General features: G+C 57.7%; 22 protein-coding genes. 15 read left to right on the plus strand and 7 right to left on the minus strand.

What is annotated here, in order from left to right; genetic code table 11:
• Positions 1-20: 20 nt before the first annotated feature.
• Both atpD and NHF56_RS01620 read left to right on the plus strand, forming a co-directional pair.
• Positions 21-1,583 (plus strand): F0F1 ATP synthase subunit beta, encoded by a 1,563-nt coding sequence (gene atpD, locus NHF56_RS01615; protein ID WP_252800957.1) that lies wholly within the window; start codon positions 21-23, stop codon positions 1,581-1,583.
• Between the two features lie 74 nt (positions 1,584-1,657).
• Entirely contained in the window at positions 1,658-2,062 is a 405-nt protein-coding gene (locus NHF56_RS01620) for a F0F1 ATP synthase subunit epsilon (protein WP_252800959.1), read from the plus strand.
• A gap of 35 nt (positions 2,063-2,097) precedes the next feature.
• Here NHF56_RS01620 and NHF56_RS01625 read toward each other — a convergent pair whose 3' ends face one another.
• Positions 2,098-2,907 (minus strand): DeoR/GlpR family DNA-binding transcription regulator, encoded by an 810-nt coding sequence (locus NHF56_RS01625; protein WP_252800961.1) that lies wholly within the window; start codon positions 2,905-2,907, stop codon positions 2,098-2,100.
• 195 nt (positions 2,908-3,102) lie between these two features.
• On the opposite strand from NHF56_RS01625, the gene NHF56_RS01630 reads away from it, so the two are divergent.
• The 7 genes from NHF56_RS01630 (at position 3,103) to NHF56_RS01660 (ending at position 10,506) form a co-directional block, all read left to right on the plus strand.
• Entirely contained in the window at positions 3,103-3,468 is a 366-nt protein-coding gene (locus tag NHF56_RS01630) for a helix-turn-helix transcriptional regulator (RefSeq protein ID WP_252800963.1), read from the plus strand.
• Between the two features lie 36 nt (positions 3,469-3,504).
• Positions 3,505-4,407 carry a LysR family transcriptional regulator gene (locus NHF56_RS01635; protein ID WP_252800965.1) on the plus strand — a complete coding sequence of 301 codons (903 nt, stop codon included), beginning with the start codon at positions 3,505-3,507 and terminating at the stop codon, positions 4,405-4,407.
• A 131-nt stretch (positions 4,408-4,538) separates the two neighbouring features.
• Positions 4,539-5,018: a formate dehydrogenase subunit gamma gene (locus NHF56_RS01640; protein WP_252800968.1), complete on the plus strand. Its 480-nt coding sequence runs from the start codon at positions 4,539-4,541 to the stop codon at positions 5,016-5,018.
• Complete coding sequence (locus tag NHF56_RS01645) at positions 5,015-6,574, plus strand: NADH-quinone oxidoreductase subunit NuoF (protein WP_252800970.1); 1,560 nt, start codon at positions 5,015-5,017, stop codon at positions 6,572-6,574. The genes NHF56_RS01640 and NHF56_RS01645 overlap by 4 nt, the downstream gene beginning before the upstream one ends.
• Before the next feature lie 5 nt (positions 6,575-6,579).
• On the plus strand, positions 6,580-9,459 hold the full coding sequence (gene fdhF, locus NHF56_RS01650) for a formate dehydrogenase subunit alpha (protein ID WP_252800972.1): 2,880 nt from the start codon (positions 6,580-6,582) through the stop codon (positions 9,457-9,459).
• Between the two features lie 2 nt (positions 9,460-9,461).
• The gene (gene fdhD / locus NHF56_RS01655) at positions 9,462-10,298 is read left to right on the plus strand and encodes a formate dehydrogenase accessory sulfurtransferase FdhD (RefSeq protein ID WP_252800974.1); all 837 of its coding nucleotides are present in this window, start codon (positions 9,462-9,464) and stop codon (positions 10,296-10,298) included.
• Positions 10,288-10,506 carry a formate dehydrogenase subunit delta gene (locus NHF56_RS01660; protein ID WP_252800976.1) on the plus strand — a complete coding sequence of 73 codons (219 nt, stop codon included), beginning with the start codon at positions 10,288-10,290 and terminating at the stop codon, positions 10,504-10,506. Before fdhD ends, NHF56_RS01660 begins: the two co-directional genes overlap by 11 nt.
• A 2-nt stretch (positions 10,507-10,508) precedes the next feature.
• On the opposite strand, the gene NHF56_RS01665 is transcribed toward NHF56_RS01660, so the two are convergent.
• Positions 10,509-11,396 carry a LysR substrate-binding domain-containing protein gene (locus NHF56_RS01665; RefSeq protein ID WP_252804796.1) on the minus strand — a complete coding sequence of 296 codons (888 nt, stop codon included), beginning with the start codon at positions 11,394-11,396 and terminating at the stop codon, positions 10,509-10,511.
• Positions 11,397-11,492: 96 nt separating this feature from the next.
• Here NHF56_RS01665 and NHF56_RS01670 point away from each other — a divergent pair, with 96 nt between their 5' ends.
• Positions 11,493-12,515, plus strand: a complete 1,023-nt coding sequence (locus NHF56_RS01670) for a YeiH family protein (protein ID WP_252800978.1) — start codon at positions 11,493-11,495, stop codon at positions 12,513-12,515.
• A gap of 72 nt (positions 12,516-12,587) precedes the next feature.
• Here the strand turns inward: NHF56_RS01670 and NHF56_RS01675 are convergent, their stop codons facing one another.
• The 3 genes from NHF56_RS01675 to NHF56_RS01685 all read right to left on the minus strand — a co-directional run bounded on the left by NHF56_RS01675 (position 12,588) and on the right by NHF56_RS01685 (position 15,587).
• Positions 12,588-13,070: a chemotaxis protein CheW gene (locus NHF56_RS01675; protein ID WP_252800980.1), complete on the minus strand. Its 483-nt coding sequence runs from the start codon at positions 13,068-13,070 to the stop codon at positions 12,588-12,590.
• 2 nt (positions 13,071-13,072) lie between these two features.
• On the minus strand, positions 13,073-14,896 hold the full coding sequence (locus tag NHF56_RS01680; RefSeq protein WP_252800982.1) for a methyl-accepting chemotaxis protein: 1,824 nt from the start codon (positions 14,894-14,896) through the stop codon (positions 13,073-13,075).
• A 427-nt stretch (positions 14,897-15,323) separates the two neighbouring features.
• Positions 15,324-15,587: a YMGG-like glycine zipper-containing protein gene (locus tag NHF56_RS01685; protein WP_252800984.1), complete on the minus strand. Its 264-nt coding sequence runs from the start codon at positions 15,585-15,587 to the stop codon at positions 15,324-15,326.
• Between the two features lie 331 nt (positions 15,588-15,918).
• Here NHF56_RS01685 and NHF56_RS01690 point away from each other — a divergent pair, with 331 nt between their 5' ends.
• The 5 genes from NHF56_RS01690 (at position 15,919) to dxr (ending at position 21,366) form a co-directional block, all read left to right on the plus strand.
• Positions 15,919-16,407: a (2Fe-2S)-binding protein gene (locus tag NHF56_RS01690; RefSeq protein WP_252800986.1), complete on the plus strand. Its 489-nt coding sequence runs from the start codon at positions 15,919-15,921 to the stop codon at positions 16,405-16,407.
• 52 nt (positions 16,408-16,459) lie between these two features.
• On the plus strand, positions 16,460-18,805 hold the full coding sequence (locus tag NHF56_RS01695; protein WP_252800988.1) for a xanthine dehydrogenase family protein molybdopterin-binding subunit: 2,346 nt from the start codon (positions 16,460-16,462) through the stop codon (positions 18,803-18,805).
• Positions 18,806-18,821: 16 nt separating this feature from the next.
• Entirely contained in the window at positions 18,822-19,619 is a 798-nt protein-coding gene (locus NHF56_RS01700) for a xanthine dehydrogenase family protein subunit M (protein ID WP_252800990.1), read from the plus strand.
• 83 nt (positions 19,620-19,702) lie between these two features.
• Positions 19,703-20,104: a Cu(I)-responsive transcriptional regulator gene (gene cueR, locus NHF56_RS01705; RefSeq protein ID WP_252800992.1), complete on the plus strand. Its 402-nt coding sequence runs from the start codon at positions 19,703-19,705 to the stop codon at positions 20,102-20,104.
• A 92-nt stretch (positions 20,105-20,196) separates the two neighbouring features.
• Positions 20,197-21,366: a 1-deoxy-D-xylulose-5-phosphate reductoisomerase gene (gene dxr / locus NHF56_RS01710; RefSeq protein ID WP_252800995.1), complete on the plus strand. Its 1,170-nt coding sequence runs from the start codon at positions 20,197-20,199 to the stop codon at positions 21,364-21,366.
• Between the two features lie 2 nt (positions 21,367-21,368).
• On the opposite strand, the gene NHF56_RS01715 is transcribed toward dxr, so the two are convergent.
• Complete coding sequence (locus tag NHF56_RS01715; protein WP_252800997.1) at positions 21,369-22,490, minus strand: serine hydrolase; 1,122 nt, start codon at positions 22,488-22,490, stop codon at positions 21,369-21,371.
• Between the two features lie 78 nt (positions 22,491-22,568).
• The gene (gene hemA, locus NHF56_RS01720; protein ID WP_252800998.1) at positions 22,569-23,783 is read right to left on the minus strand and encodes a 5-aminolevulinate synthase; all 1,215 of its coding nucleotides are present in this window, start codon (positions 23,781-23,783) and stop codon (positions 22,569-22,571) included.
• Positions 23,784-23,861 lie beyond the last annotated feature (78 nt).

Raw genomic sequence — 23,861 nt, forward strand, 5'->3', positions numbered from 1 at the left:
GAGAGAAAGAGGGAAGATCAATGGCTAAGGCAGCGACCCCTAAGACGACAGCGGCAGCGAAAGCGCCGGCTAAGAAACCCGCCGCCAGGACAGCTGCGGCGAAACCCGCAGCGACCAGATCCGCCGCTCCGAAGAAGACTGCTTCTGCTGGCGCAGCCGGCAAGGTCACGCAGGTCATCGGCGCTGTTGTTGACGTGTCCTTCCCGGAAGGCGCTCTGCCGCCGATCCTGAACGCGCTGGAAACCGAAAACAACGGTCTTCGCCTCGTTCTGGAAGTGGCGCAGCACCTCGGTGAAAACGCGGTTCGCACCATCGCCATGGACTCGACCGAAGGTCTGGTTCGCGGCCAGGAAGTGGTTGATACCGGCAGCCCGATCTCGGTTCCGGTTGGCGACGAAACACTCGGCCGCATTATCAACGTGATCGGTGAGCCGGTTGACGAAGTGGGCCCGGTCAAGACCAAGGCACGTCGCGCCATCCACCAGGAAGCACCGGCTTATGTCGAGCAGTCGACCGAAGCTGAAATCCTGGTCACGGGCATCAAGGTTGTTGACCTTCTCGCGCCTTACGCAAAGGGCGGCAAGATCGGTCTGTTCGGCGGTGCCGGCGTTGGCAAGACGGTTCTCATTCAGGAACTCATCAACAACATCGCCAAGGCGCATGGTGGTTACTCGGTATTTGCCGGTGTGGGCGAGCGTACCCGCGAAGGTAACGACCTTTACCATGAAATGATCGAATCCAACGTGAACGTCGATCCGTCCAAAAACGGTGGTTCGACCGAAGGTTCCAAATGCGCACTGGTTTATGGCCAGATGAACGAGCCTCCGGGTGCGCGTGCCCGCGTTGCTCTGACCGGTCTGACGATTGCCGAGCACTTCCGCGATCAGGGCCAGGACGTTCTGTTCTTCGTGGACAACATCTTCCGCTTTACCCAGGCTGGTTCGGAAGTGTCGGCTCTGCTCGGCCGTATTCCTTCGGCTGTGGGCTATCAGCCGACGCTGGCGACCGACATGGGCGCTCTGCAGGAACGCATTACCTCGACCACCAAGGGCTCGATCACCTCGGTTCAGGCCATTTACGTTCCCGCCGACGACTTGACCGACCCGGCACCGGCAACCTCGTTTGCTCACCTTGATGCAACGACCACGCTGAACCGTTCGATCGCTGAAAAGGGTATCTACCCGGCTGTTGACCCGCTCGACTCCACCTCGCGCATGCTTGACCCGATGATCGTCGGTCAGGAGCACTACGATGTGGCCCGTAAGGTTCAGGGTACGCTGCAGCGCTACAAGTCGCTTCAGGACATCATCGCCATCCTCGGCATGGACGAACTGTCTGAAGACGACAAGATGACGGTTGCCCGCGCCCGTAAGATCGAACGCTTCCTGTCGCAGCCGTTCCACGTTGCTGAAGTGTTCACCGGTACACCCGGCAAACTGGTTGCTTTGGAAGACACGATCAAGAGCTTCAAGGGTCTGGTTGAAGGCGAATACGACCATCTTCCGGAAGCAGCCTTCTACATGGTCGGCGGTATCGAAGAAGCTGTCGAAAAAGCCAAGAAGCTTGCTGCAGAAGCTGCTTGATGCAATGACCGGCGCGGAGACGATCCGCGCCCCTCATTGAGCTTCAAGTGAACATTCTAGAAAAGTGAAACGCCATGGCTGACAGCTTCAATTTCGAACTTGTTTCTCCGGAACGTCTTCTGGTTTCATCCGAAGTCGTGTCGGTCAGCATTCCGGCGACGGAAGGTGAAATGACTGTGATGGCACAGCATTCACCGGTGATGACGACGATCAAGCCCGGCATCGTGACCGTAAACGGTGTTGACGGCAAAAAAGATCAGTATGTCGTGTTTGGCGGCTTTGCAGATATTCTGCCTGCGGGTTGCACGCTGCTGGCCGAATCGGCCGTGCATGTGGACGATATCAGCAAGGACGAGCTGGACAGCCGCATTGAGGCTGCCCGCAATGAGCTCAAGGATGCCCAGCATCACGAGCATCAGTCCAAGCTGGAAGAATTCATTTATCACATGACGTCGCTGAAAGACGCTGTGGTCGAATAAGACCGGACCAGGTTTTTGATTTTCGAGCGCCCCGTTTACGGGGCGTTTTCGTTTTCCGGTTCCAGGGCGATTACATCTTCGAACTGGCCTGTTTCGATCAGGCGGACTTCGTATTCCCTGCAAATATCGCGCAAAGACTGCGGTTTGCAGACGTCGGTCACGAAGGTCTGCACCTGGGAGAGGTGGGCAATGCGCACGGGTGCTGCGCGTTCGAACTTGGTTGAATCGGCCACAAGGATGACATGGCGTGCATTGGCGATGATGGCCTGTGCGACCTTGACTTCACGCAGGTCGTAGTCGAGTAGCGCGCCGTCCGCGTCAATGGCGGAAGCGCCGATGATGGCGTAGTCCACCTTGAATTGGCGTATGAAATCGACCGTGGCCTCGCCAACGACGCCACCATCCGTGCCGCGCACCACGCCGCCGGCAATCACCACCTCAATGCCGGGAAAGACCCGCAGCCGGTTTGCCACATTGATATTATTGGTGATCACCATGAGGTCGCGATGATCGACGAGCGCGTCGCCGACTGCTTCCGTCGTGGTGCCGATATTGATGAAGAGCGAGGCATTTTCGGGAATGAGGCTTGCTGTCCGCCGGCCGATTTCCGCCTTCTCCGATGCGGCGATTGAGCGTCTGGATTCATATTCCATATTCTCATTGCCGCGGGGAAAGATGGCGCCACCGTGGATGCGCGACAGAAGCCGGCCTTCACACAGGTCATTCAAATCCTTGCGGATGGTCTGTGGTGTGACGGAAAAGGCAGAGGCGAGATCATCCACCAGCACACGGCCATCCGCCTTGGCGATTTCCATGATACGGTTCTGGCGTGGTGTGAGATACATTCTTGTGTTTCGCCGCAGTTTAGACAGATGGTATTTATAGGCAGGATTCGTGATAATTCACAAATGCGGATTGGTGCTTGCGCAAGAATTGAATTATGACTTTTACACACCGGTTTTAATTGACTTCGAAAATACTATAATTCATTAGACGTTTTGCATTTTCCGCATAGACTTGGAAAGCGAGGAGAATGGAGCATGGTCTCTGTACAGTTCAAGAGCGGCTCGTCGAGCGACGAACTTGAAACGTTTGCCGAGAGCGCCGGGCGGGCGAGCGCCTTCCTGAAGGCGATTTCGCACGAGGCACGGCTGATGATCCTGTGCATTCTCGCTGAAGGCGAAAAGAGCGTGACCGAGATTGAGTCCATTCTCGGTCTTCAGCAGGCCGTCGTGTCGCAGCAGCTTGCACGGCTGCGCCAGGAGGATGTGGTCGAAACGCGCCGTGAAGGGCGGCAGATTTATTACCGCATCGCCAACCCCGATATCCACGGTATTATCAATGCACTCTACTCCATGTTCTGTCAGACCGCCGGCGTGTGCAACCCCGGTGAAGCGATCAAGTAAGGGCGGGCCCTATCGCGTCATACAGCCGGTCGCTTCATGATCGGCAAGCTTGAATATTTCATTGCACTAGCTCGTTTTCGGCACTTTGGCCGCGCTGCTGAAGAATGCGGCGTCACACAGCCGACCTTTTCAGCGGCAATCCGGCAACTTGAAGAGCAGTTGGGCGTTTTGCTCGTTAAACGGGGTTCGCGCTTTCAGGGGCTGACACCGGAGGGTGAACGCGTGCTCGAATGGGCGCGACGCATTGTTGCGGACGCGCGAGCCATGAAAGAGGAAATGCGCACGGCGCGCGACGGGCTTTCCGGACATATCCGCATTGGTGTTATTCCAACAGCACTTGCCGTCGTGCAACGGCTGACGGTGCCGTTTTGCGAGCGTCATCCGGATGTTTCTTTCACCATACGGTCTGCAACCTCGGAAGAAATCCTGGCGAAACTGGAAAATTTCGAGTTGGATGCGGGCATTACCTATCTTGAAGCCGAGCCGCTTGGCCGCATACAGGCGATATCGCTTGCCGAAGAGCGGTATTATCTTGTTTCGGCGCGTAACGGACCGTTTGCGGGACGCAAATCGGTCACGTGGAAAGAGGCCGGGTCGCTGGAGCTATGTCTTTTGACCCGCGACATGCAGAACCGGCGTATCGTGGACCGCTATCTGGCAGACGCAGGTGTGACGGTGCGTTCGGCGCTTGAGTCCAATTCAGTGATTGCGCTTCTTTCCCATGTCATGACAGGGCGCTGGTCCAGCATTATGCCAGGATCGCTGCTTGATCCGTTCCGCTCCGGGGGCGCTTTTGAAACCATTGCGCTGACTGAGCCGGTGGGCCGACAGAAGCTGGGATTGGTGACGCGTGTGCTGGATCCCGCGACACCATTGGTCTCGGCGCTTCTTGCGACGGCGCGCTCCATAGGTCAAATCGGCTCAAATGATGACGATTGATAGATTTTATCTATCGTCTGACGGTTCCGGCTTATTGACCCCACTTTCATTCAGTATCATCCTTGTCTGCAATGAAACTCGCCCAGCAGCGATTGGCTGTGGCTGCGTTTGTTCTGTCGGGAGGCTGATTGATGAATTTGCATGTGCCAGGCGCTGGCGTTGCGGAGCGCGCAGGCGAAATTGCGCGTTCCATGCTGGGGATGGAAGGGCCGCTTTTGCCTATTCTGCACGCTGTGCAGGAAGAGTTCGGTTATGTGCCGGAAGAGGCCCTGCCGCCGATTGCCAAGGCGCTCAATCTTTCGCGGGCCGAGGTTCATGGCGTTGTGACTTTCTACCATGAATATCGGCGCAATCCCGCTGGTCGGCATGTGTTGCGGCTCTGTCGCGCCGAAGCCTGTCAGTCGATGGGCTGCGATGCCGTTGCCGAGCAGGTGAAGCAGGCATTGGGTGTTGATTGGCATGAAACCAGCAAAGATGGGAATGTAACGCTTGAGCCGGTTTACTGTCTCGGGCTCTGTTCGTGCGCGCCGGCTGCGATGCTCGATGAAACGCTGATCGGGCGTGTTGATCTTGATGTGATCAGGGAAGAGCTTGCGGAGGCGGGGCGATGAGCGTGAAGATTTTTGTTCCGCTGGATTCGGCTGCTGTTGCGCTTGGTGCCAACCGGGTTGCAGCCGCATTGGAAAAAGAAGTGTCCGCACGCGGGCTGGATGTGCAGATCGTGCGCAACGGGTCGCGCGGCATGCATTGGCTGGAGCCTCTGGTGGAGGTTGAAGCCGGGGCAGGGCGCATTGCCTATGGGCCGGTGAAACCGTCCGATGTTGCCGGTCTTCTAGATGCGGGTCTCACTGAGGGCGCAGCACATGCACTCTGTCTTGGGCCGACGGAAGAGATCCCGTTCCTGAAAAACCAGACGCGGCTCACCTTTGCGCGTTGCGGCGTGATCGATCCGCTGTCGCTGGATGACTATGAAGCGCATGGCGGCCTGAAGGGCATTCGCTCGGCGATTGCGATGCATGCGGCGGATATCGTGAAGGAAGTAACCGACAGCGGGCTTCGCGGCCGCGGCGGCGCTGGTTTTCCGACCGGTATCAAGTGGAACACGGTGCATCATGCGCCTGCTGACCAGAAATATATCGTCTGCAATGCCGATGAAGGTGATAGCGGGACGTTTGCCGACCGTATGATCATGGAAGGCGATCCCTTCTGTCTGATCGAAGGCATGGCGATTGCCGGTTTCGCGGTCGGTGCGACGAAGGGTTATGTCTATATTCGCTCCGAATATCCTGTTGCCATCGATATCATGCGGCGCGCAATTGTCGTTGCGCGCGAGAGGGGCCTGCTCGGCAAGTCCATTCTCGGTTCACCGCATCACGACTTCGACATGGAAGTGCGCGTGGGTGCTGGTGCCTATGTGTGCGGGGAGGAGACCTCGCTCCTCAATTCCCTCGAAGGCAAGCGCGGGATCGTGCGAGCCAAGCCGCCGTTGCCTGCGATTGAAGGTCTGTTCGGCAAGCCGACTGTGGTGAACAATGTGATTTCACTCACCTCTGTTCCCATCATTCTGGATGAAGGTGCCGAGTTCTACCGAGATTACGGTATCGGCCGTTCTCGCGGCACGATGGCCATTCAGATTGCCGGGAATGTGAAATATGCAGGGCTCTATGAAACCCCGTTTGGTCTGTCTCTTGGCGAAATCGTCGAGACGATTGGCGGCGGCACGGCGTCTGGCCGTCCGGTGAAGGCGGTGCAGGTGGGTGGCCCGCTTGGGGCCTATTTCCCGCCAGCGCTTTTCGACACGCCGTTTGACTATGAAGCCTTTGCCGCGAAAAACGGCCTGATCGGTCATGCGGGGATTACCGTATTTGACGATACGGCGGATATGTTGAACCAGGCGCGTTTTGCGATGGAATTCTGTGCGATTGAAAGCTGCGGAAAGTGCACGCCCTGTCGCATCGGCTCCATGCGCGGTGTTGAAACAATCGACAAGATCGCCAAGGGCATCGAGCCGGAGAAGAACAAGGAACTGGTTGCCGATCTTTGCAACACGATGAAGTTCGGTTCGCTCTGTGCGCTCGGCGGTTTCACGCCTTATCCGGTGATGAGCGCGCTGACGCATTTCCCGGAAGATTTTGAACCCAAGCCCGTTCTCGAAGCGGCGGAGTGACGTTGATGACCCTGATCCAAGAAATCGATTATGGAACCCCGGCATCGAAGTCGGACAAGACTGTTACGCTGACGATTGATGGTCGCGACATCACGGTGCCGGAAGGCACGTCCATTATGCGTGCGGCCATGGAAGCGGGCATTGAAGTGCCGAAGCTTTGCGCCACTGATATGGTGGATGCATTCGGCTCCTGCCGTCTCTGTCTCGTGGAAATCGAAGGCCGCAACGGTACACCGTCTTCCTGCACCACGCCGGTGGCTGACGGGATCAAGGTGAAAACGCAAACGCAGCGGCTGAAGGATATCCGCAAGGGTGTGATGGAGCTTTATATCTCCGACCACCCGCTGGACTGTCTGACCTGTGCTGCCAATGGCGATTGCGAGCTTCAGGATATGGCGGGCGCTGTGGGCCTGCGCGATGTGCGCTATGGCTATGAGGGCGGCAACCATGTGAAGGCACGGGATACGTCTGGCGATATCAACGCGATGTGGATGCCGAAGGATGAGTCGAACCCCTATTTCACTTATGATCCTTCCAAGTGCATTGTCTGCTCACGCTGCGTGCGGGCGTGTGAAGAGGTGCAGGGGACGTTTGCGCTGACGATTGAGGGTCGTGGCTTTGACAGCCGTGTATCGCCTGGCATGCATGAGGACTTCCTGAGTTCCGAATGCGTTTCCTGTGGCGCTTGCGTGCAGGCCTGCCCGACGGCGACGCTGACGGAGAAGTCGGTGATTGAAATCGGCCAGCCGGAGCATTCGGAAATCACCACATGCGCCTATTGTGGTGTGGGTTGCTCGTTCAAGGCGGAAATGCGTGGCGAGGAACTGGTGCGCATGGTGCCTTACAAGGATGGTCAGGCCAATCGCGGCCATTCCTGTGTGAAGGGGCGTTTTGCCTGGGGTTATGCCAACCACGAAGACCGTATCTTGAGCCCGATGATCCGCGAAACGGTTTCCGAGCCGTGGCGCGAAGTAAGCTGGGATGAGGCGCTCACGTTTACCGCCAACAAGTTCAAGTCCATTCAGGACAAATATGGCCGTGATTCCGTGGGCGGGATTACGTCTTCGCGCTGCACGAACGAGGAAACCTTCCTTGTGCAGAAGTTGATCCGTGCTGGCTTCGGCAATAACAATGTCGACACCTGCGCGCGTGTTTGTCACTCGCCGACCGGTTATGGTCTTGGCCAGACATTTGGGACCTCTGCCGGCACGCAGAATTTCGACAGTGTCGAGCAGACTGACGTTGTGATGATCATTGGGGCGAACCCGACCGATGCGCACCCGGTGTTTGGCTCACGCCTGAAAAAGCGTCTGCGCCAGGGTGCAAAGCTGATCGTGCTTGATCCGCGCAAGATCGAGCTGGTTGATACGGCTCACATCAAGGCGGATTATCATCTGCCGCTGCGTCCCGGCACCAATGTGGCCGTGGTGACGTCGCTGGCGCATGTGATCGTGACCGAGAAGCTTTATGATGAGGCTTTCATTCGCGAACGCTGCGACTGGGATGAATTTGAGGATTGGGCGGAGTTCGTATCCGAAGCCCGTCACAGCCCGGAAGAGGTGGAGAAGGTTTCCGGCGTTCCGGCCGACCTGATCCGCGGGGCAGCGCGCCTTTATGCCAAGGGCGGCAATGGTTCGATCTATTACGGTCTCGGCGTGACCGAGCACAGCCAGGGCTCGACCACCGTGATCGCAATTGCCAACCTTGCCATGGCAACCGGCAATATCGGTCGCGAGGGCGTTGGCGTGAACCCGCTGCGCGGCCAGAACAACGTGCAGGGCTCCTGCGACATGGGCTCGTTCCCGCATGAGCTTCCCGGTTACCGGCATATTTCGGATGCAAATACGCGTTCGATCTTTGAAGACCTTTGGGGCGTGCAGTTGAACCCGGAGCCGGGCCTTCGCATTCCCAACATGCTGGATGCTGCCGTCGAAGGCACGTTCAAGGGTATCTATATCCAGGGTGAGGATATTCTGCAGTCTGACCCGGATACAAAACATGTTGCCGCTGGTTTGGCGGCCATGGAGTGCGTGGTCGTGCAGGATCTCTTCCTCAACGAGACGGCCAATTATGCGCATGTCTTCCTGCCCGGTTCGACCTTCCTTGAAAAGGACGGCACGTTCACCAACGCGGAACGCCGCATCAATATGGTCAGCAGGGTGATGACGCCGAAGAACGGCTATGCGGACTGGGAAGTGACCCAGCTGCTTGCCCAGGCCATGGGGCTTAACTGGAACTACACGCATCCGTCCGAAATCATGGCGGAGATTGCGGCGACCACGCCGAGCTTTGCCAATGTGAGCTATGAATTCCTGCGCGAAAAGGGCTCGGTTCAGTGGCCGTGCAATGACGCGCATCCGAATGGTTCGCCGATCATGCATGTGGACGGTTTCGTGCGTGGCAAGGGCAAGTTCATCCGCACCGAATATGTGGCGACGGATGAAAAGACCGGCCCACGCTTCCCGCTGTTGCTGACCACCGGCCGCATTCTCTCGCAATACAATGTGGGCGCACAGACGCGGCGTACCGGCAACACGGCTTGGCACCCGGAAGATGTTCTGGAAATCCATCCGCATGATGCTGAAAATCGCGGTCTAAAGGATGGCGACTGGGTGCGGCTTGCAAGCCGCTCCGGCGAGACCACGCTGCGCGCCCAGGTGTCGGAGCGCATGTCGCCGGGCGTGGTTTACACCACATTCCACCATCCCGTGACGCAGGCGAACGTGATCACCACCGACTTTTCTGACTGGGCGACCAATTGCCCGGAATACAAGGTGACGGCGGTGCAGGTTTCGCCCTCCAACGGTCCATCCGAATGGCAGGAGGAATATGAGGCGCAGGCCCGCCAGTCCCGCCGCATCGTGCATGTGGAGCCGGCGGAGTAAATATGGCGCGGCGCTCTTCTATCAGCGCTGGTGGGTGGGCATTCCGGGCGGGTCGCTTCGTTGAGGCGAGCCGCCAGGTGGCAACCGAAGTGCCGATTGCCTTCTCCTATGGTGGCTCCAGCCATGCGGTGATGATGGCCACACCGGCGGATCTTGAGGATTTTGCCGTCGGCTTTTCGCTCGCCGAGGGTGTTGTCTCCTCCGCAGACGAGATTCAAGGTATTGAAATCGTTGAGGCCGAGAAGGGCATTGATGTGCAGGTCAGCCTTCTGGCGGAACGGCTTTCGCAGGTAGAAATGCGCCGCCGCGCCATGGCGGGGCCAGTCGGCTGCGGACTGTGCGGTGTCGAATCCATCGATGAGGCGGTGAAGCCGGTCACGGCCCTTGATGCGCCAGCGTTCCAGCTTGATGCTTCAGAGATTGCTTCAGCGATTGGGGCGATGTCGGAGGAACAGCCGCTTTTCGGCTTGACGCGGGCGGTGCATGCGGCAGCCTTTTATGTGCCGGGGCGGGGCGTTCTTGCCGTGCGTGAGGATGTCGGGCGGCACAATGCGCTGGATAAGCTTTGCGGGGCTTTGGCGCGGAGCGGCGAAAAAGCGTCATCGGGCGTGATTGTTATGACCAGCCGGGTTTCGGTGGAACTCGTGCAGAAGGCGGCGCGGGCAGGCTGTGGCTATCTTGTTGCCGTTTCTGCGCCGACCGCTCTTGCCATTGAAACAGCAAGAGCGGCTGGCATCTGCCTCATTGCGGTTGCGCGTGGAACGGAATTTGAAGTGTTTACATATCCCGAGCGGGTATCCGCCGGGACAGATGGAGGAGTTGCGGTCCATGTCGCATGACAAGATCGTTTATATGGCCAACCAGATCGCCGCGTTTTTCAATTCGCAGCCGGAAGCGCAACGCGCCGAGGGGGTGGCCACGCATATCAACAAGTTCTGGGAGCCACGCATGCGCCGGCAGTTTTTCGAAAAGCTCGAAGCCGGTGCGGCCTTCGACCCGCTGGTGGTGAAGGCTGCAGAACTGGTTAACCGGCCCGAAACGGCCTGACATCAGCTTTGCCCGATGCAGAGCTGCTGGAGCGCCTTGCTGGCGCCGCTCGTGTGGCGTTCCTTATGGCGGACCATTCGCAAAGTGCGCTTGGGCAGCGGAAAATTCACAGCGCGCACGAGGCCCTGGTTCAACAGAGGGGCAGCCGCAAGCCGGGAGACGGCGCAGGCGGCTTTCGAGCCCTGCACTGCCGACAGCATGGCCTCGTTTGAGGGGACGATCAGCGCGATTTCCCGGGAGTATGGATTGATACCGAATGCGCGCAGGGCAGCTTCGAATTCCGAACGTGTGCCTGAGCCTTCCTCGCGCAGAACCCAGACTGTGTCTGCGGCGATCTCTTCCGGTGTGATTTTATCCAGCGCTGCAAATGGATGATCGGGAGCGACCACGATTATCAGTTCGTCTTCGGCGACGGGCTGCGTGGCCAAAGCCGGTTCATTGATCTCGCCTTCGACAAAACCCACTTCCGCCGCACCTTCCATGACTGCGGCGCAGGCCGCTTTGGTGTTGCCCACCGTCAGGGAGAGGTCGATGCCTGGATAGCGGTCATGAAACTGCATCAGGCGCTCCGGCAGCCAATAGGTGGCCACGGTCTGGCTGGCGAAGATGTTGAGCGTTCCGCGCTTCAGATCGCCCATTTCCGCCAGCATCAATTCTGCTGCACGGGCTCTTGCCAGAACCGCCTTGGCTTCGCTCACAAACGCGCGGCCGGTATCGGTCAATTCAATGCGGCGACCGACGCGGTGGAACAGCTGAACATTGTAGAAAGCTTCCAGCGTCTTGATTGAGGCGCTGACAGCCGAGGGCGTCAGCCGTAAGGCTTCGGCGGCCTTGGTCAGATGTTCGCGTTCTGCAACGGCAACAAAGATGGCTAGCTGTTCAAAGGTCATGATATTCATTCGATTTGTTCGAATGATTTATATAGTATTATTCGATTTTTAAAAACGTTTTTCCGTGCCAATCATCTCGGGAAAGGAGTTCGTGAGATGTTGGTGCAAAACAGGCTGGCAGGTGTTGGGGCAGGTGTCGCGCTTTCAGTCGCAGTGGCTTTGGCAGGCTACGGTGCGGAGCTGGGGGAAAAGGCTTTCTTTGGCAATGCGTGGCTGGAGAGCCTGGTGCTTGCCATTCTCATCGGCGCGGCCATCAGAACGGTATTCGGCCTGCATCCGCGCTTTCATGCCGGGATTCATTTTTCCGCGAAGTTCTTGCTGGAAGTTGCCATCGTGCTGCTTGGCGCCTCCATTAGCCTCTCAGCCATCAGCAGCGCCGGGCTGCCGTTGATTGTCGGCATTGCCGGATCGGTTATGGGCGCGATCATGATCAGCTACCTCATCGGGCGCATGCTGAAACTGGAACACCGGCTTGCGCTTCTGGTTGCCTGCGGGAATTCGATCTGCGGGAATTCCGCCATTGTTTCGGTTGCACCGGTTATCGATGCGGAGGCCGACGATGTGACGGCATCCATCGCCTTTACAGCTGCTTTGGGAATTCTCGTGGTGCTTCTTCTGCCGCTTGCCCAGCATTTCAGTGGCATGAGCGCGCAGCGTTACGGTATCCTGTCCGGCATGACGGTCTATGCCGTTCCGCAGGTGCTGGCGGCAACCGCGCCGATTGGTCTGGTGAGCATGCAGACCGGGACGCTGGTCAAGCTTGTGCGGGTGATCATGCTGGCCCCGGTGATCTTCATGGTCGGATTACTCCACCGCAGTAAGGGCGAGGCAGCGGCAAGGGGCGTGGTCAGGCTCGGGAACATGGTTCCCTGGTTCATTGTCGGCTTTGCATTGATGATGGGGCTGCGCTCTCTGGAGCTTATTCCACAGGCGCTTCAATCGCCCATCTCCAGCGGGGCCAACATTCTGACAGTCATCTCCATGGCGGCACTTGGCCTGTCTGCGGATTTGCGCACCATCGTGCAATCGGGCGGGCGGGTGCTGTTTGCCGGACTTCTGTCGCTGATGGCGCTTGCCGCGATCAGCATCGGACTTCTCGATGTCCTGGGCATTCATTGATCTGCTGAACAAACGAAAAGGCTGCACCGTTGCCAGTACAGCCTTTTAAATTCAATTGAACGACGACGGGGGTCAGGCGGCTGCCAGTTCGTCCACTTCGTTTTCCTTGAACATCTTGGCGAGGTTCAGGAAGCAGATCATGCCGTTTTCGTTGGCGATAATGCCTTCGGCGAAGCTGCGGTCGAAGGAGGAGGAGATTTCCGGAACCGGCTGAATGTCGTTGCCGGCAACGGTCAGAATGTCAGAAACGCGGTCAACCAGCATGCCGATGACCATATTGTGGACTTCCGCAACCACGATGGCAGAGCGCTCGTTGGCTTCCGTGCTCTTCATGCCGAGCTTGTAGGACAGGTCGATGATCGGGATCACCGAGCCGCGCAGGTTCATCACGCCGATGACTTCCGGCGGAGAGTGCGGGATGGGTGTGCAGGGTGCCCAGCCGCGGATTTCGCGGATGGTCGTCGTTTTCACGCAGAACTCCTGATCATGCAGGCGGAATGCGATGATTTCGAGGGTTTCACCTGCGAACTTGGTCATGTTGGTTGCTTGGGTCATGTTCAAAATTCTTCCCAGTTGTCCGTAGCGGCCGCTGTTGCTGCTCCACCGGCAGAGAATGCGCTGGCCACTTTTTGCGCCATTTGACGTGCCGGAGATTGAATAGGTCTTGCATTGGAGCGGGCAGGCGCGACCGAAGGTTTTGCCGGAGCCGGTGCTCGTGCTGTCTGGGCTGGTCGGCCTGCAGCGGCAGTGCCAGTCTTGAACTGCGCAAGCATCTCGCTGAGCGAGCGGGCCTCATTGGCAAGCGAATGGCTGGCGGCGTTTGATTCCTCCACCATCGCTGCGTTCTGCTGAGTACCCTGGTCCATCGTGTTGACCGCCGTGTTGATTTCCTTCAGGCCGACAGCCTGTTCACGGGAAGCTTCCACGATAGCCGTTACATTTGTGTTAATTTGCTGTACTTGAATTACGATCTCTTCCAGCGCCTTGCCGGTTCTGTCGACCAGCGAAACGCCGTGTTTGACCTTGTCGCCGGAACGGGTGATCAGATCCTTGATCTCCTTTGCGGCATTGGCAGAGCGCTGAGCCAGCTCGCGCACTTCCTGGGCGACAACTGCAAACCCCTTGCCGGCTTCGCCGGCGCGGGCGGCTTCCACCCCGGCGTTGAGTGCCAGAAGGTTGGTCTGGAAGGCGATATCATCGATGACGCCGATAATATTGCTGATCTCGTTTGACGAACTCTGGATTTCGTCCATGGCAGTGACTGCCTGGCGGACGACCTGTCCGGAATGTTCGGCGTTTTCGCGGGTTTTGGCAACCAGCTGACCAGCCTCGTTGGCGCGCTGTGACGAGTCGTTGACCGTTGTGGTGATCTGTTCCAGTGCGGCAGCCGTCTCTTCAACGGAAGCGGCTTGCTGCTCTGTTCTGCGTGCCAGATCGTCGGCGCTGGTGCGGACTTCCGCTGCACCGGCTGCGATGGCAGCGGCATTGTTGCCGATGGAGCCAAGGGCAGCCTCAAGACGCGCGACCGATTCGTTGAAGTCTTCGCGCAGTTTGGCAATGTTTGGCGGGAAGGCAATCGTGATGCGCTGTTCCAGATCGCCGTCAGCCAAATCCTGCAGCGCCGTCCCCAGCGTTTCAACAGCATGTACGCGATCGGTAATGTCGGTTGCGAATTTCACGACCTTGAACACCCGGCCTTGCTCATCCACAATTGGATTGTAGCTTGCCTGAATCCAGACTTCCTTGCCGCCTTTGCCGATCCGTCTGAATTCGTCGGACTGAAACTCGCCCCGGTTCAGGTCCGCCCAGAAGCGGCTGTAGGCTTCAGAGCTGACATAAGCCGGCTCGCAGAACATGGAATGGGCTCTGCCCTGTATCTCCGAAAGCTGATAGCCGAGGGTGTTGCAGAAATTTTCATTGGCGGTGATGATTTCGCCCTTCGGTGTGAATTCGATAACGGCCTGCGAGCGGGAAAGCGCGCTCAGCTTGCCGGCGTCTTCCATCGATTTGATTCTTGTGGCGGTGATGTCAGTGGCGAATTTTACCACCTTCACTGGCTTGCTTCCCTTGAAGACGGGGTTATAGCTGGCTTCGATCCAAACTTCTCGGCCGCCCTTGCCAATGCGCTTGTATTGACGGTTGTCGAACTCACCGCGGTTCAAACGAGCCCAAAACTCCTGATAGTCCGAAGAGGCCGCATAAGTGGGGTCGACAAACATGGAGTGATGCTTGCCGACGATTTCGTCCGCCGAGTAGCCGAGTGCCTTGCAAAAGTTCTCATTGGCTTTGAGAATTTTGCCTGTCATGTCGAATTCAATGATCGCCTGAGACTTGCTTAGGGCTTCTATTATTGCATTTGCGTCAGAGCTAAAGCTGAACATTTGGTTTTTCCTTCCGCTAGATGTTTTGCAGCCTTGCCCCGGTCCCCACTGGGTTTTCCGTGTGTCCGGCTCGGGCACATGGAAACGCCTGCAAACAATAATGGAAGCCTATCTCTAGATTCATTAAGAAATAATTTAATAAAGTCTCGAGGGTGTCTTCTGCTCGCCTTTGACACATAATTTTTTGTATATATCTATTTTCATCATATAAAACAAATACTTGATCGGAAAATAATGCCAGGGATGGCGATTCTGCCCATCGTATACATTAGGTTGTATTTTAATGATTATATTTACGAAAACAAGGAAATCGAACTCGTGTAATAAGTATTGTGTTGCAAAATGGAGCAAAAAGCAAAAAACCGGCGATTGCGCGCCGGTTTCATTTTTAGCCTGTCTTCTAGCTAATTCTAGCTAGTCAATTCTACTAGCGATAGCCGGCCGGGCAGGCGTCAACATACTCGCGCCCATAACGATCCCGATAGTAGCAACGGCCAGGCTCGTTTGCGGCACCCAAAAGCGCGCCACCAACACCGCCAATGGCTGCACCGATTGCTGCGCCCTGGACGTTGCCGCCCACAATGCCGCCTACGATTGCGCCTGCAGCGGCACCTGTTGCTGCGCCTTTTTCAGTCTGTGAGCAACTCACAGCGGTCAGAGCAACGAAAACAAGAGCAATTACCTTCTTCATACTAGTCTCCCTAAGCAGACGGTGCGACGCGACCGTGGCTTTTCATAAACCCTTTGCCTAACGTCCAATGACGTTAGGATATTCAATGTCTAGGCGCGAAAAAAGTTCCAATTAAGGACCCTTCCTCTTCCCGACGCGAAATAAAGGATGCTCCAAAGCCAATCAGTTCGCAAGACTGTCGCAAATGTGATCCAACTTTAAGGTTAGCGGGACGGGGTTTTGCGCGTGATGGCAAAATCGTTCATTTTGATCCGCGTTGCCCATTGATCCCGCCTCAAAAAAGTCAAATGATAGGATACGCATATTCATAAGATGTGCGAGGGAGGAATTGATGACTAAAGTGACATTGACTGTGAATGGCCGCAAGATGAGCGGCGAGTGTGCAGACCGCACACTTCTCAGCACGTTCATCCGCGAAAATCTTGGTCTGACGGGTACTCATGTCGGTTGCGACACGACCCAATGCGGCGTTTGCGTCGTGCATATGGACGGAAAGTCCGTGAAGAGCTGCACAATTCTTGCGGCCCAGGCAAATGGCTCGGAAATCACCACTATTGAAGGTCTGTCCAAAGGCGATGAACTGCATCCGGTGCAGGCGGCGTTCAAGGAGCATCACGGGCTGCAATGCGGTTTCTGTACGCCGGGCATGGTGATGGCAGCGACCGATATCATCCGTCGCCACGGCGGCAACCTGGATGAAAAGACTGTGCGTGCGGAGCTTGAGGGCAATCTCTGTCGTTGCACCGGCTACCACAACATCGTCAAAGCCGTTCTGGCCGCCAATGCGGAGATGTATGGCGCAAAGCAGGCCGCTGAATAGGCATTTTCATTTCTGGATTTGAACTCAATCGAATTCTCGGGAGGAGAGAGATATGGGTGTTGAAGGTATTGGAGCGCGCGTAACGCGCAAGGAAGACAAGCGCTTCCTCACCGGCAAGGGCCGGTATGTGGATGACATGGTGGTGCCGGGAATGAAATTTGCGGCCTTTGTCCGCAGCCCGCATGCGCATGCCAAAATCAAGAGCATTGACCTTTCAGCGGCGAAAGACATGCCGGGCGTCATCGACGTTCTGGAAGGCAAGGCGATGCAGGAAGACGGCATCGGCAACCTCATTTGCGGATGGATGATCCACTCCAAGGACGGGTCGCCGATGAACATGGGTGCGTGGCGTCCGCTGGCTTACGACACGGTTCGCTATGTTGGCGATGCGGTGGCCATCGTTGTGGCCGACAGCCAGGCTGAAGCACGCGATGCGGCGGAAGCCGTCGTGGTGGACTACGAGCCCTTGCCGCATGTGACCGAGGCTTTGACGGCACTGCAGGATGGCCAGCCGCAAATCCACCCCGAGGCGAAAAACAATCTGATCTATGATTGGGAGATCGGTGATCAGGCGGCGACGGAGGCCGCGCTGGCAACGGCTGCCCACATTACCGAAATCGAGATCACCAATAACCGCCTTTCGCCAAACCCGATGGAACCGCGTGCTGCGCTGGGCATCTACGACACGGCGGAAGATCATTACACGTGCTACACGACCAGCCAGAACCCGCATGCGGCGCGTCTGGTGATGAGCGCGTTTTACAATGTGGCACCGGAAAACAAGCTGCGGGTGATTGCGCCCGATGTCGGCGGCGGGTTCGGATCGAAGATCTATATCTACCCGGAAGAAATAACCTGTCTTTGGGCATCGCGCAAAACCGGCGTTCCGGTGAAATGGAATTCCGACCGCACGGAAGCGTTTCTCACCGATGCGCATGGTCGCGATCATGTGTCCCAGGTGAAGATGGCGTTTGACGCCAACAACCGCATTACCGCGCTGAAGGTGGAGACCACCGCGAATTTCGGCGCCTATATGTCGCTGTTCTCCTCGGCGGTTCCGACCTATCTCTATGCGACGCTGCTTTCCGGCCAATACAACATTCCGGCCATCCATGCCGAGGTGAAGGCGGTTTACACCAATACGGTGCCGGTGGATGCCTATCGCGGGGCTGGACGCCCGGAAGCAACCTACCTTCTGGAGCGCACGGTGGAAACGGCGGCGCGCGAGCTTGGCATGTCGCCGGCGGAGCTTCGCCGGATCAACTTCATCCGCGAGTTTCCGCATCAGACGCCGGTCATCATGAACTACGATACTGGCGACTACGAAGCCTCGCTGAATGCGGCGATGGAAGCGGCTGACTGGAACGGGTTTGAGGCTCGCCGGGCGGAAGCCGCATCGCGTGGCAAGAAGCGCGGTATCGGCATGAGCTGCTACATTGAAGCCTGTGGGATTGCGCCGTCGGCTGCGGTGGGTTCGCTGGGTGCCGGTGTGGGTCTGTGGGAATCGGCGGAAGTGCGGGTCAATGCTGTCGGGACGGTGGAAATCCTGACCGGGTCGCACAGCCACGGCCAGGGCCATGAAACCACCTTCGCACAGCTGGTTTCCGAGCGTCTCGGCATGCCGATTTCGAATGTCAACATCGTGCATGGCGATACCGACAAGGTGCAGATGGGCATGGGGACCTATGGCTCCCGTTCCGGTGCGGTCGGCATGTCGGCCATTGTGAAGGCGCTCGACAAGGTGGAAGCGAAGGCCAAGAAACTGGCCGCGCATCTTCTGGAAGCCGACGAAAGCGATATCGTGATCGAGGACGGCCAGGTGAAGGTTGCCGGCACGGACAAGGCGCTGCAGTGGTTTGAGCTGACGCTGGCAGCCTATACCGCGCACAACCTGCCGGAAGGCATGGAGCCCGGCCTGAAGGAAGGTGCGTTCTACGATCCGTCGAACTTCACCTTTCCGGCGGGCTGCTACATCTGTGAAGTGGAAGTCGATCCCGAAACCGGTGTGACCGACATCGTGCAGTTCGTGGCTGCCGACGACTTCGGCAATATCATCAATCCGATGATTGTTGAGGGGCAGGTGCATGGCGGTATCGCCCAGGGCATTGGCCAGGCCATGCTGGAAGGCGTTCACTATGACCCGGATACGGGACAGTTGATCACTGCAAGCTACATGGATTACGCCATGCCGCGCGCCGATGTGCTGCCATCCTTTGAAGTGTCGCATCAGAATACGCCGTGCCCCGGCAATCCGCTGGGTCTGAAAGGCTGCGGTGAGGCTGGAGCGATCGGTTCACCACCGGCCTTCATGAATGCCGTCACGGACGCCATTGGCAACAACAACTTGACCATGCCCGCGACCCCGCAGAAGGTGTGGGAAGCGGTCAACCGCATCTGATCGAAGGGAAGAAGACATGTATGAGACAACTTATCATCGCGCATCTTCGGTTGATGAAGCCGTCAGCCTTCTGGGGAAGGCCGAGGATGGCAAATTTCTGGCCGGGGGCATGACGCTGATTGCAACCATGAAGCAGCGCCTTGCCGCACCGTCCGATCTCGTGGATCTGCGCCATATCGATGCCATGAAGGGGATTTCGGTCAATGGCCGTTCCGTTCGCATCGGTGCGGGAACCTGTCACTACGATGTGGCAAGCTCAGCGGAGCTCAGGGCCGTTTGCCCTGCGCTTTGCGACCTGGCCAGCCATATCGGTGATCCCCATGTGCGTCACATGGGCACGATCGGCGGCTCTGTGGCCAATAACGATCCGGCTGCCGACTATCCGTCAGCCGTGCTGGCGCTGAATATGACGGTGATCACCAACAAGCGGGAAATCGCCGCCGATGATTTCTTCAAGGGCCTTTTTGAAACGGCGCTTGAAGAAGACGAAATCATCACGGCTTTTTCGTTTGAAGCACCGGAGAAAGCGGCCTATGCCAAATTCGCCAACCCGGCGTCGCGTTATGCCATGGCGGGTGTCTTCGTGGCCAAGAACGGCGGGGATGTGCGTGTTGCCGTCACCGGCGCGGGGTCAGACGGTGTGTTCCGCCATGCCGGCATGGAGCAGGCATTGGCGTCTCACTGGTCTGCAGATGCCGTGGCCGGGATTCATGTGGATGCGGAAGACATGCTTTCCGATCTGCACGGAACATCCGAATACCGGGCGCATCTGGTGAAGGTCATGGCCAAGCGGGCCGTGGCCGCTGCTGGCTGAGCAGGCTTGACCTTCCAGACGCTGGAAGCTTTAAAAAGGGGTACGCCTTCGGTGGCGTATCCCATTTTTGTTGGAGACAGACGATGAATATCGGAAAAGCGGCGGAGATTTCCGGGCTTCCACCCAAGACAATCCGTTACTATGAGGAAATCGGGCTGGTGGTGCCGGACAGAAGCGAAAACGGCTATCGCGACTATTCCGATGTTGACGGGCATCGGCTGAAATTTCTGCAGCGGTCGCGCAGTCTCGGCTTTTCCATCGAGGAATGCCGCATGCTGCTTTCGCTTTATGATGACAAGCACCGAGCAAGTGGCGATGTGAAATCGCTGGCGCAGCAGAAGATTGACGAGATCGAAGAAAAGATTGCCCAGTTGAACGGTCTCAAGACGACACTTGGTAATCTGGTGCGTTGCTGTCACGGCGATCATCGTCCCGATTGCCCGATCCTTGACGACCTCGCTGGAAAAGAGCCTTTGAACAGTTGAGCTTTTCCTCGGCAGGCGTGACCTGAGCGTCGGAGGATGGTATAGCCGTCGCGAAATGGGCTGCCTGCATCGTGGGCAAGAAGAGGCTTGAAATGCGTACAATTTCGGTTCTGGGATCGACCGGTTCTATCGGCGTGAGCACGTTGGATGTGATGTCCCAGATGGGTGGACGCGATGCATTCCAGGTTGGTGCGCTGACCGGCAACGGTAATATCGCGCTGCTGGCCGAACAGGCAATTGCCACGGGCGCGCAACTGGCGGTAACGGCCAATGAAGAGCATTATTCCGAGCTGAAATCAGCGCTTTCCGGCACCGGCATCAGCGTTGCAGCCGGCAAGGCAGGGCTGATGGAAGCCGCAGAGATGGATGCCGGCATTGTGATGGCGGCCATTGTCGGGACCGCGGGCCTTGCGCCAACGCTTGCCGCGGCGCGGCGCGGGGCTGATATTGCCCTTGCCAACAAGGAGTGTCTCGTCACAGCAGGCGAATTGTTCGTCCAGGCGGTCGCCGCAGGTGGTGGCAAGCTGCTGCCGGTGGACAGCGAACACAGCGCCATTTTTCAGGTTCTGGAAACACACAACCGCGATGCGCTGGAGCGTATTGTCATCACCGCATCCGGGGGTCCGTTCCGCACCTGGAGCAGGGAGAAGATGGCGGGGGTTACAGCATCCGTTGCGCGCGTTCACCCGAACTGGTCGATGGGTCTGAAGATTTCGGTCGGCAGCGCCTCCATGTTCAACAAGGCGCTGGAGATGATCGAGGCCAAGCATCTCTTTGACGTGCGCCCGGAGCAGATTGAAGTGATCGTGCATCCGCAATCCATCGTCCATTCGATGGTGGGCTATACGGACGGCTCGGTGCTGGCCCAGCTTGGCGCGCCCGATATGCGCACGGCCATTGGCCATGCGATCTGCTATCCGGGACGGCCCAATCTTAATGTCGATCGGCTGGATTTTGCCAAGCTTTCAAGGCTTGATTTCGAGGCCCCGGATGAAGACAGATTTCCGGCGCTGCGCCTTGCTCGCACCGCACTGACTCGCGGCGGCTGTCAGGCCGCGATCATGAACGCTGCCGAGGAAACGGCGTTCGAGGCCTTCGTGGAAGACCGGATCGGCTTTCTCGACATGGCAGAGATCGCTGAAGCTGTGATGGAGGACATGCTCGCGTGGCAGGACGCCACCGACATAGACGCCATCTTCGCCGTGGATGCCGAAGCGCGCCGCCGTGCTACGGCGCTGATCAATCGCAAGAGTGCTGCCTGAGACTATCCGTAGATAGCCTTCATGATTTCGCCTGGGTAAGCACCCATGCAACCTTCGACGGCATTGTTGGTCATGATGATTGTCGAAATGCCATTTACCGGGTCTATGAACCATGAATGGCCGTAGACGCCGCCCCAGTTGACAGTTCCCTTCGGCAGCTTCACGCGTGAGACCGCCTCGTCCTCGATCACCGCACCGATGAAACCGAAGCGGATACCGGCCTCGGTGTCGGGGCGCGGCGTCGTGCCAATCTGGTTGGCCATGGCCTGAGCGGTAATGTCCTTGCTGAGAATGGGCGCGCCGCCCTGACGGATGGCTTCCAGGAATGCGATGATATCCGGCGCCGTGCCGACGGCACCTGCACCGCCCGACTGGTAGGCCTTTGGGTTGAATATGCGATTGGGCGAGAAGGTCAGCGGATTGCCTTCGCGATCGGGGACGGTGTGCGGATCCTGCATGACCACCGGTTCCGGCTTGGCATCGGCATAGGGCGTGGCCAGCCGGTCCTTGTCGCTCAGCACAAAGCCGGTGTCGGACATGCCAAGCGGGCCGGTGACATATTTGCGCAACGCTTCATCAAGGCTCGTTCCTTCAACGGCTGCGATAACAGCCCCCAGAACATCGATTGCGGTGGAATAACGCCACAGTTTACCCGGCTTGTAGAGGAGCGGGATGGCTGCCATGCGTCTGAAATTCTCCTCAAAGCTGAGGTCTGAGTTGACAAGGCCTTCGTCCACCTCCTGACCGCTGGCGGGTTTGCCATAGGCGTTGATCCCATAAGAAAAACCGGCGGTGTGGGTGAGCAGATGCCGCACCGTGATGTCGGGCAGCGTGCCGTCCCGTTCCTTCGGGGTGAAATAGGGCAGGGGCTCGCGCACCAGCGTGTCGAGCGAGAGCTTGCCTTTGTCGATCATGGCGAGTGCTGTTGCAGCGACCAGCGGCTTGGTGACGGATGCCAGGCGGAAAATCGTGTCGGGTTCGACCGGCTTACCGCTTTCGCGGTCGGCGAAGCCATCGAAACGCTCGAAAACGGTTTCGCCATCTTTTTTGACGATGATGGCCGTGCCGGTGATGCGCTTTTCGCCCATCGCCTTGTCAATTGCCGCGTCAATACGCTCTTTCATCCCAGTTCTCCCAAACAAAAACGGCGAACCATGGTGTCATGATCCGCCGTTCTAAAGAAGACTTTCTGGCCTGTCAGGTCAAGCGACCGCACGGGCAAGCGCGCATTGTGACCAGAGGCCGTGAAGCGCGCCGACGAGATGGCGCAGGTCATCATCGCTGTGAACCGGGCTCGGTGTGATGCGCAGACGCTCGGTCTTTTTCGGCACAGTCGGATAGTTGATCGGCTGCACATAGACGCCGTAGCTGTCGAGAAGGATATCGGAAATCCACTTGCACTTGGCAGCGTCACCCACAATCACCGGCACGATATGGCTTGGATTGTCGAGGTGTGGGATGCCCTTTGCGTTGAGGAGCGAGCGCAGGGTGCGCACCCGCTCCTGATGACAGAGCCGTTCCACTTGACTTTCTTTCAGATGCCGGATCGACGCCAGCGCACCAGCGGCCAGCGCCGGCGGCAGCGAGGTGGTGAAGATAAAGCCCGAAGCAAAGGAGCGCACAAAGTCGATCAGCGCGTGAGAGCCGGTAATGTAACCGCCCATAACGCCGAATGCCTTGCCGAGTGTGCCTTCAATCACGGTCACCCGGTGCATCAGGCCTTCGCGCTCGGCAATGCCGCCACCACGCGGGCCGTAAAGGCCAACGGCGTGCACTTCATCGAGATAGGTCATGGCGCCGTATTTGTCGGCGAGATCACAGATTTCCTTGATCGGCGCGATATCGCCATCCATGGAATAGACCGATTCGAACGCAATCATCTTCGGTGCTGCCGGATCAGCAGCCTGCAGCTTGGCTTCCAGATCGGCGATGTCATTGTGCTTCCACAGAACACGCTCGGCCTTGGAATGGCGGATGCCCTCAATCATGGAGGCGTGGTTCAGCGAATCGGAAAAGACGATCATGCCCGGAATGCGCGACGCCAGTGTCGTCAGCGACGCCCAGTTGGACATGTAGCCGGAGTTGAACAACAGTGCGGCTTCCTTGCCATGCAGGTCGGCAAGTTCCTTCTCCAGAAGAACGTGATAGTGGTTGGTGCCGGAAATGTTGCGTGTGCCGCCGGCACCCGCCCCGCATTTGTCGATGGCTTCCTTCATGGCCGCAATCACTTTCGGATGCTGGCCCATGCCGAGATAGTCGTTGGAACACCATACGGTCACGTCCTGGACGCCATTTTCCGTGTGGCGGGTTGCCTTGGGGAAATTGCCCTGCTGCCGCTCGATATCAGCAAAAACGCGATAGCGGCCTTCTTCGTGAAGTCCCTCAAGCTGTCCCTTGAAAAATGCTTCGAAGTCCATTCCGTATTCTCCAACTTACTTGCCGAAACCTTTTCAGGTCTGGCGCACATGCCGTCAACCCCCGATATCTTGAAAAAC

The sequence above is a fragment of the Rhizobium sp. L1K21 genome (genome assembly GCF_024055895.1).
Taxonomy (GTDB): Bacteria; Pseudomonadota; Alphaproteobacteria; order Rhizobiales; family Rhizobiaceae; genus Ensifer_A.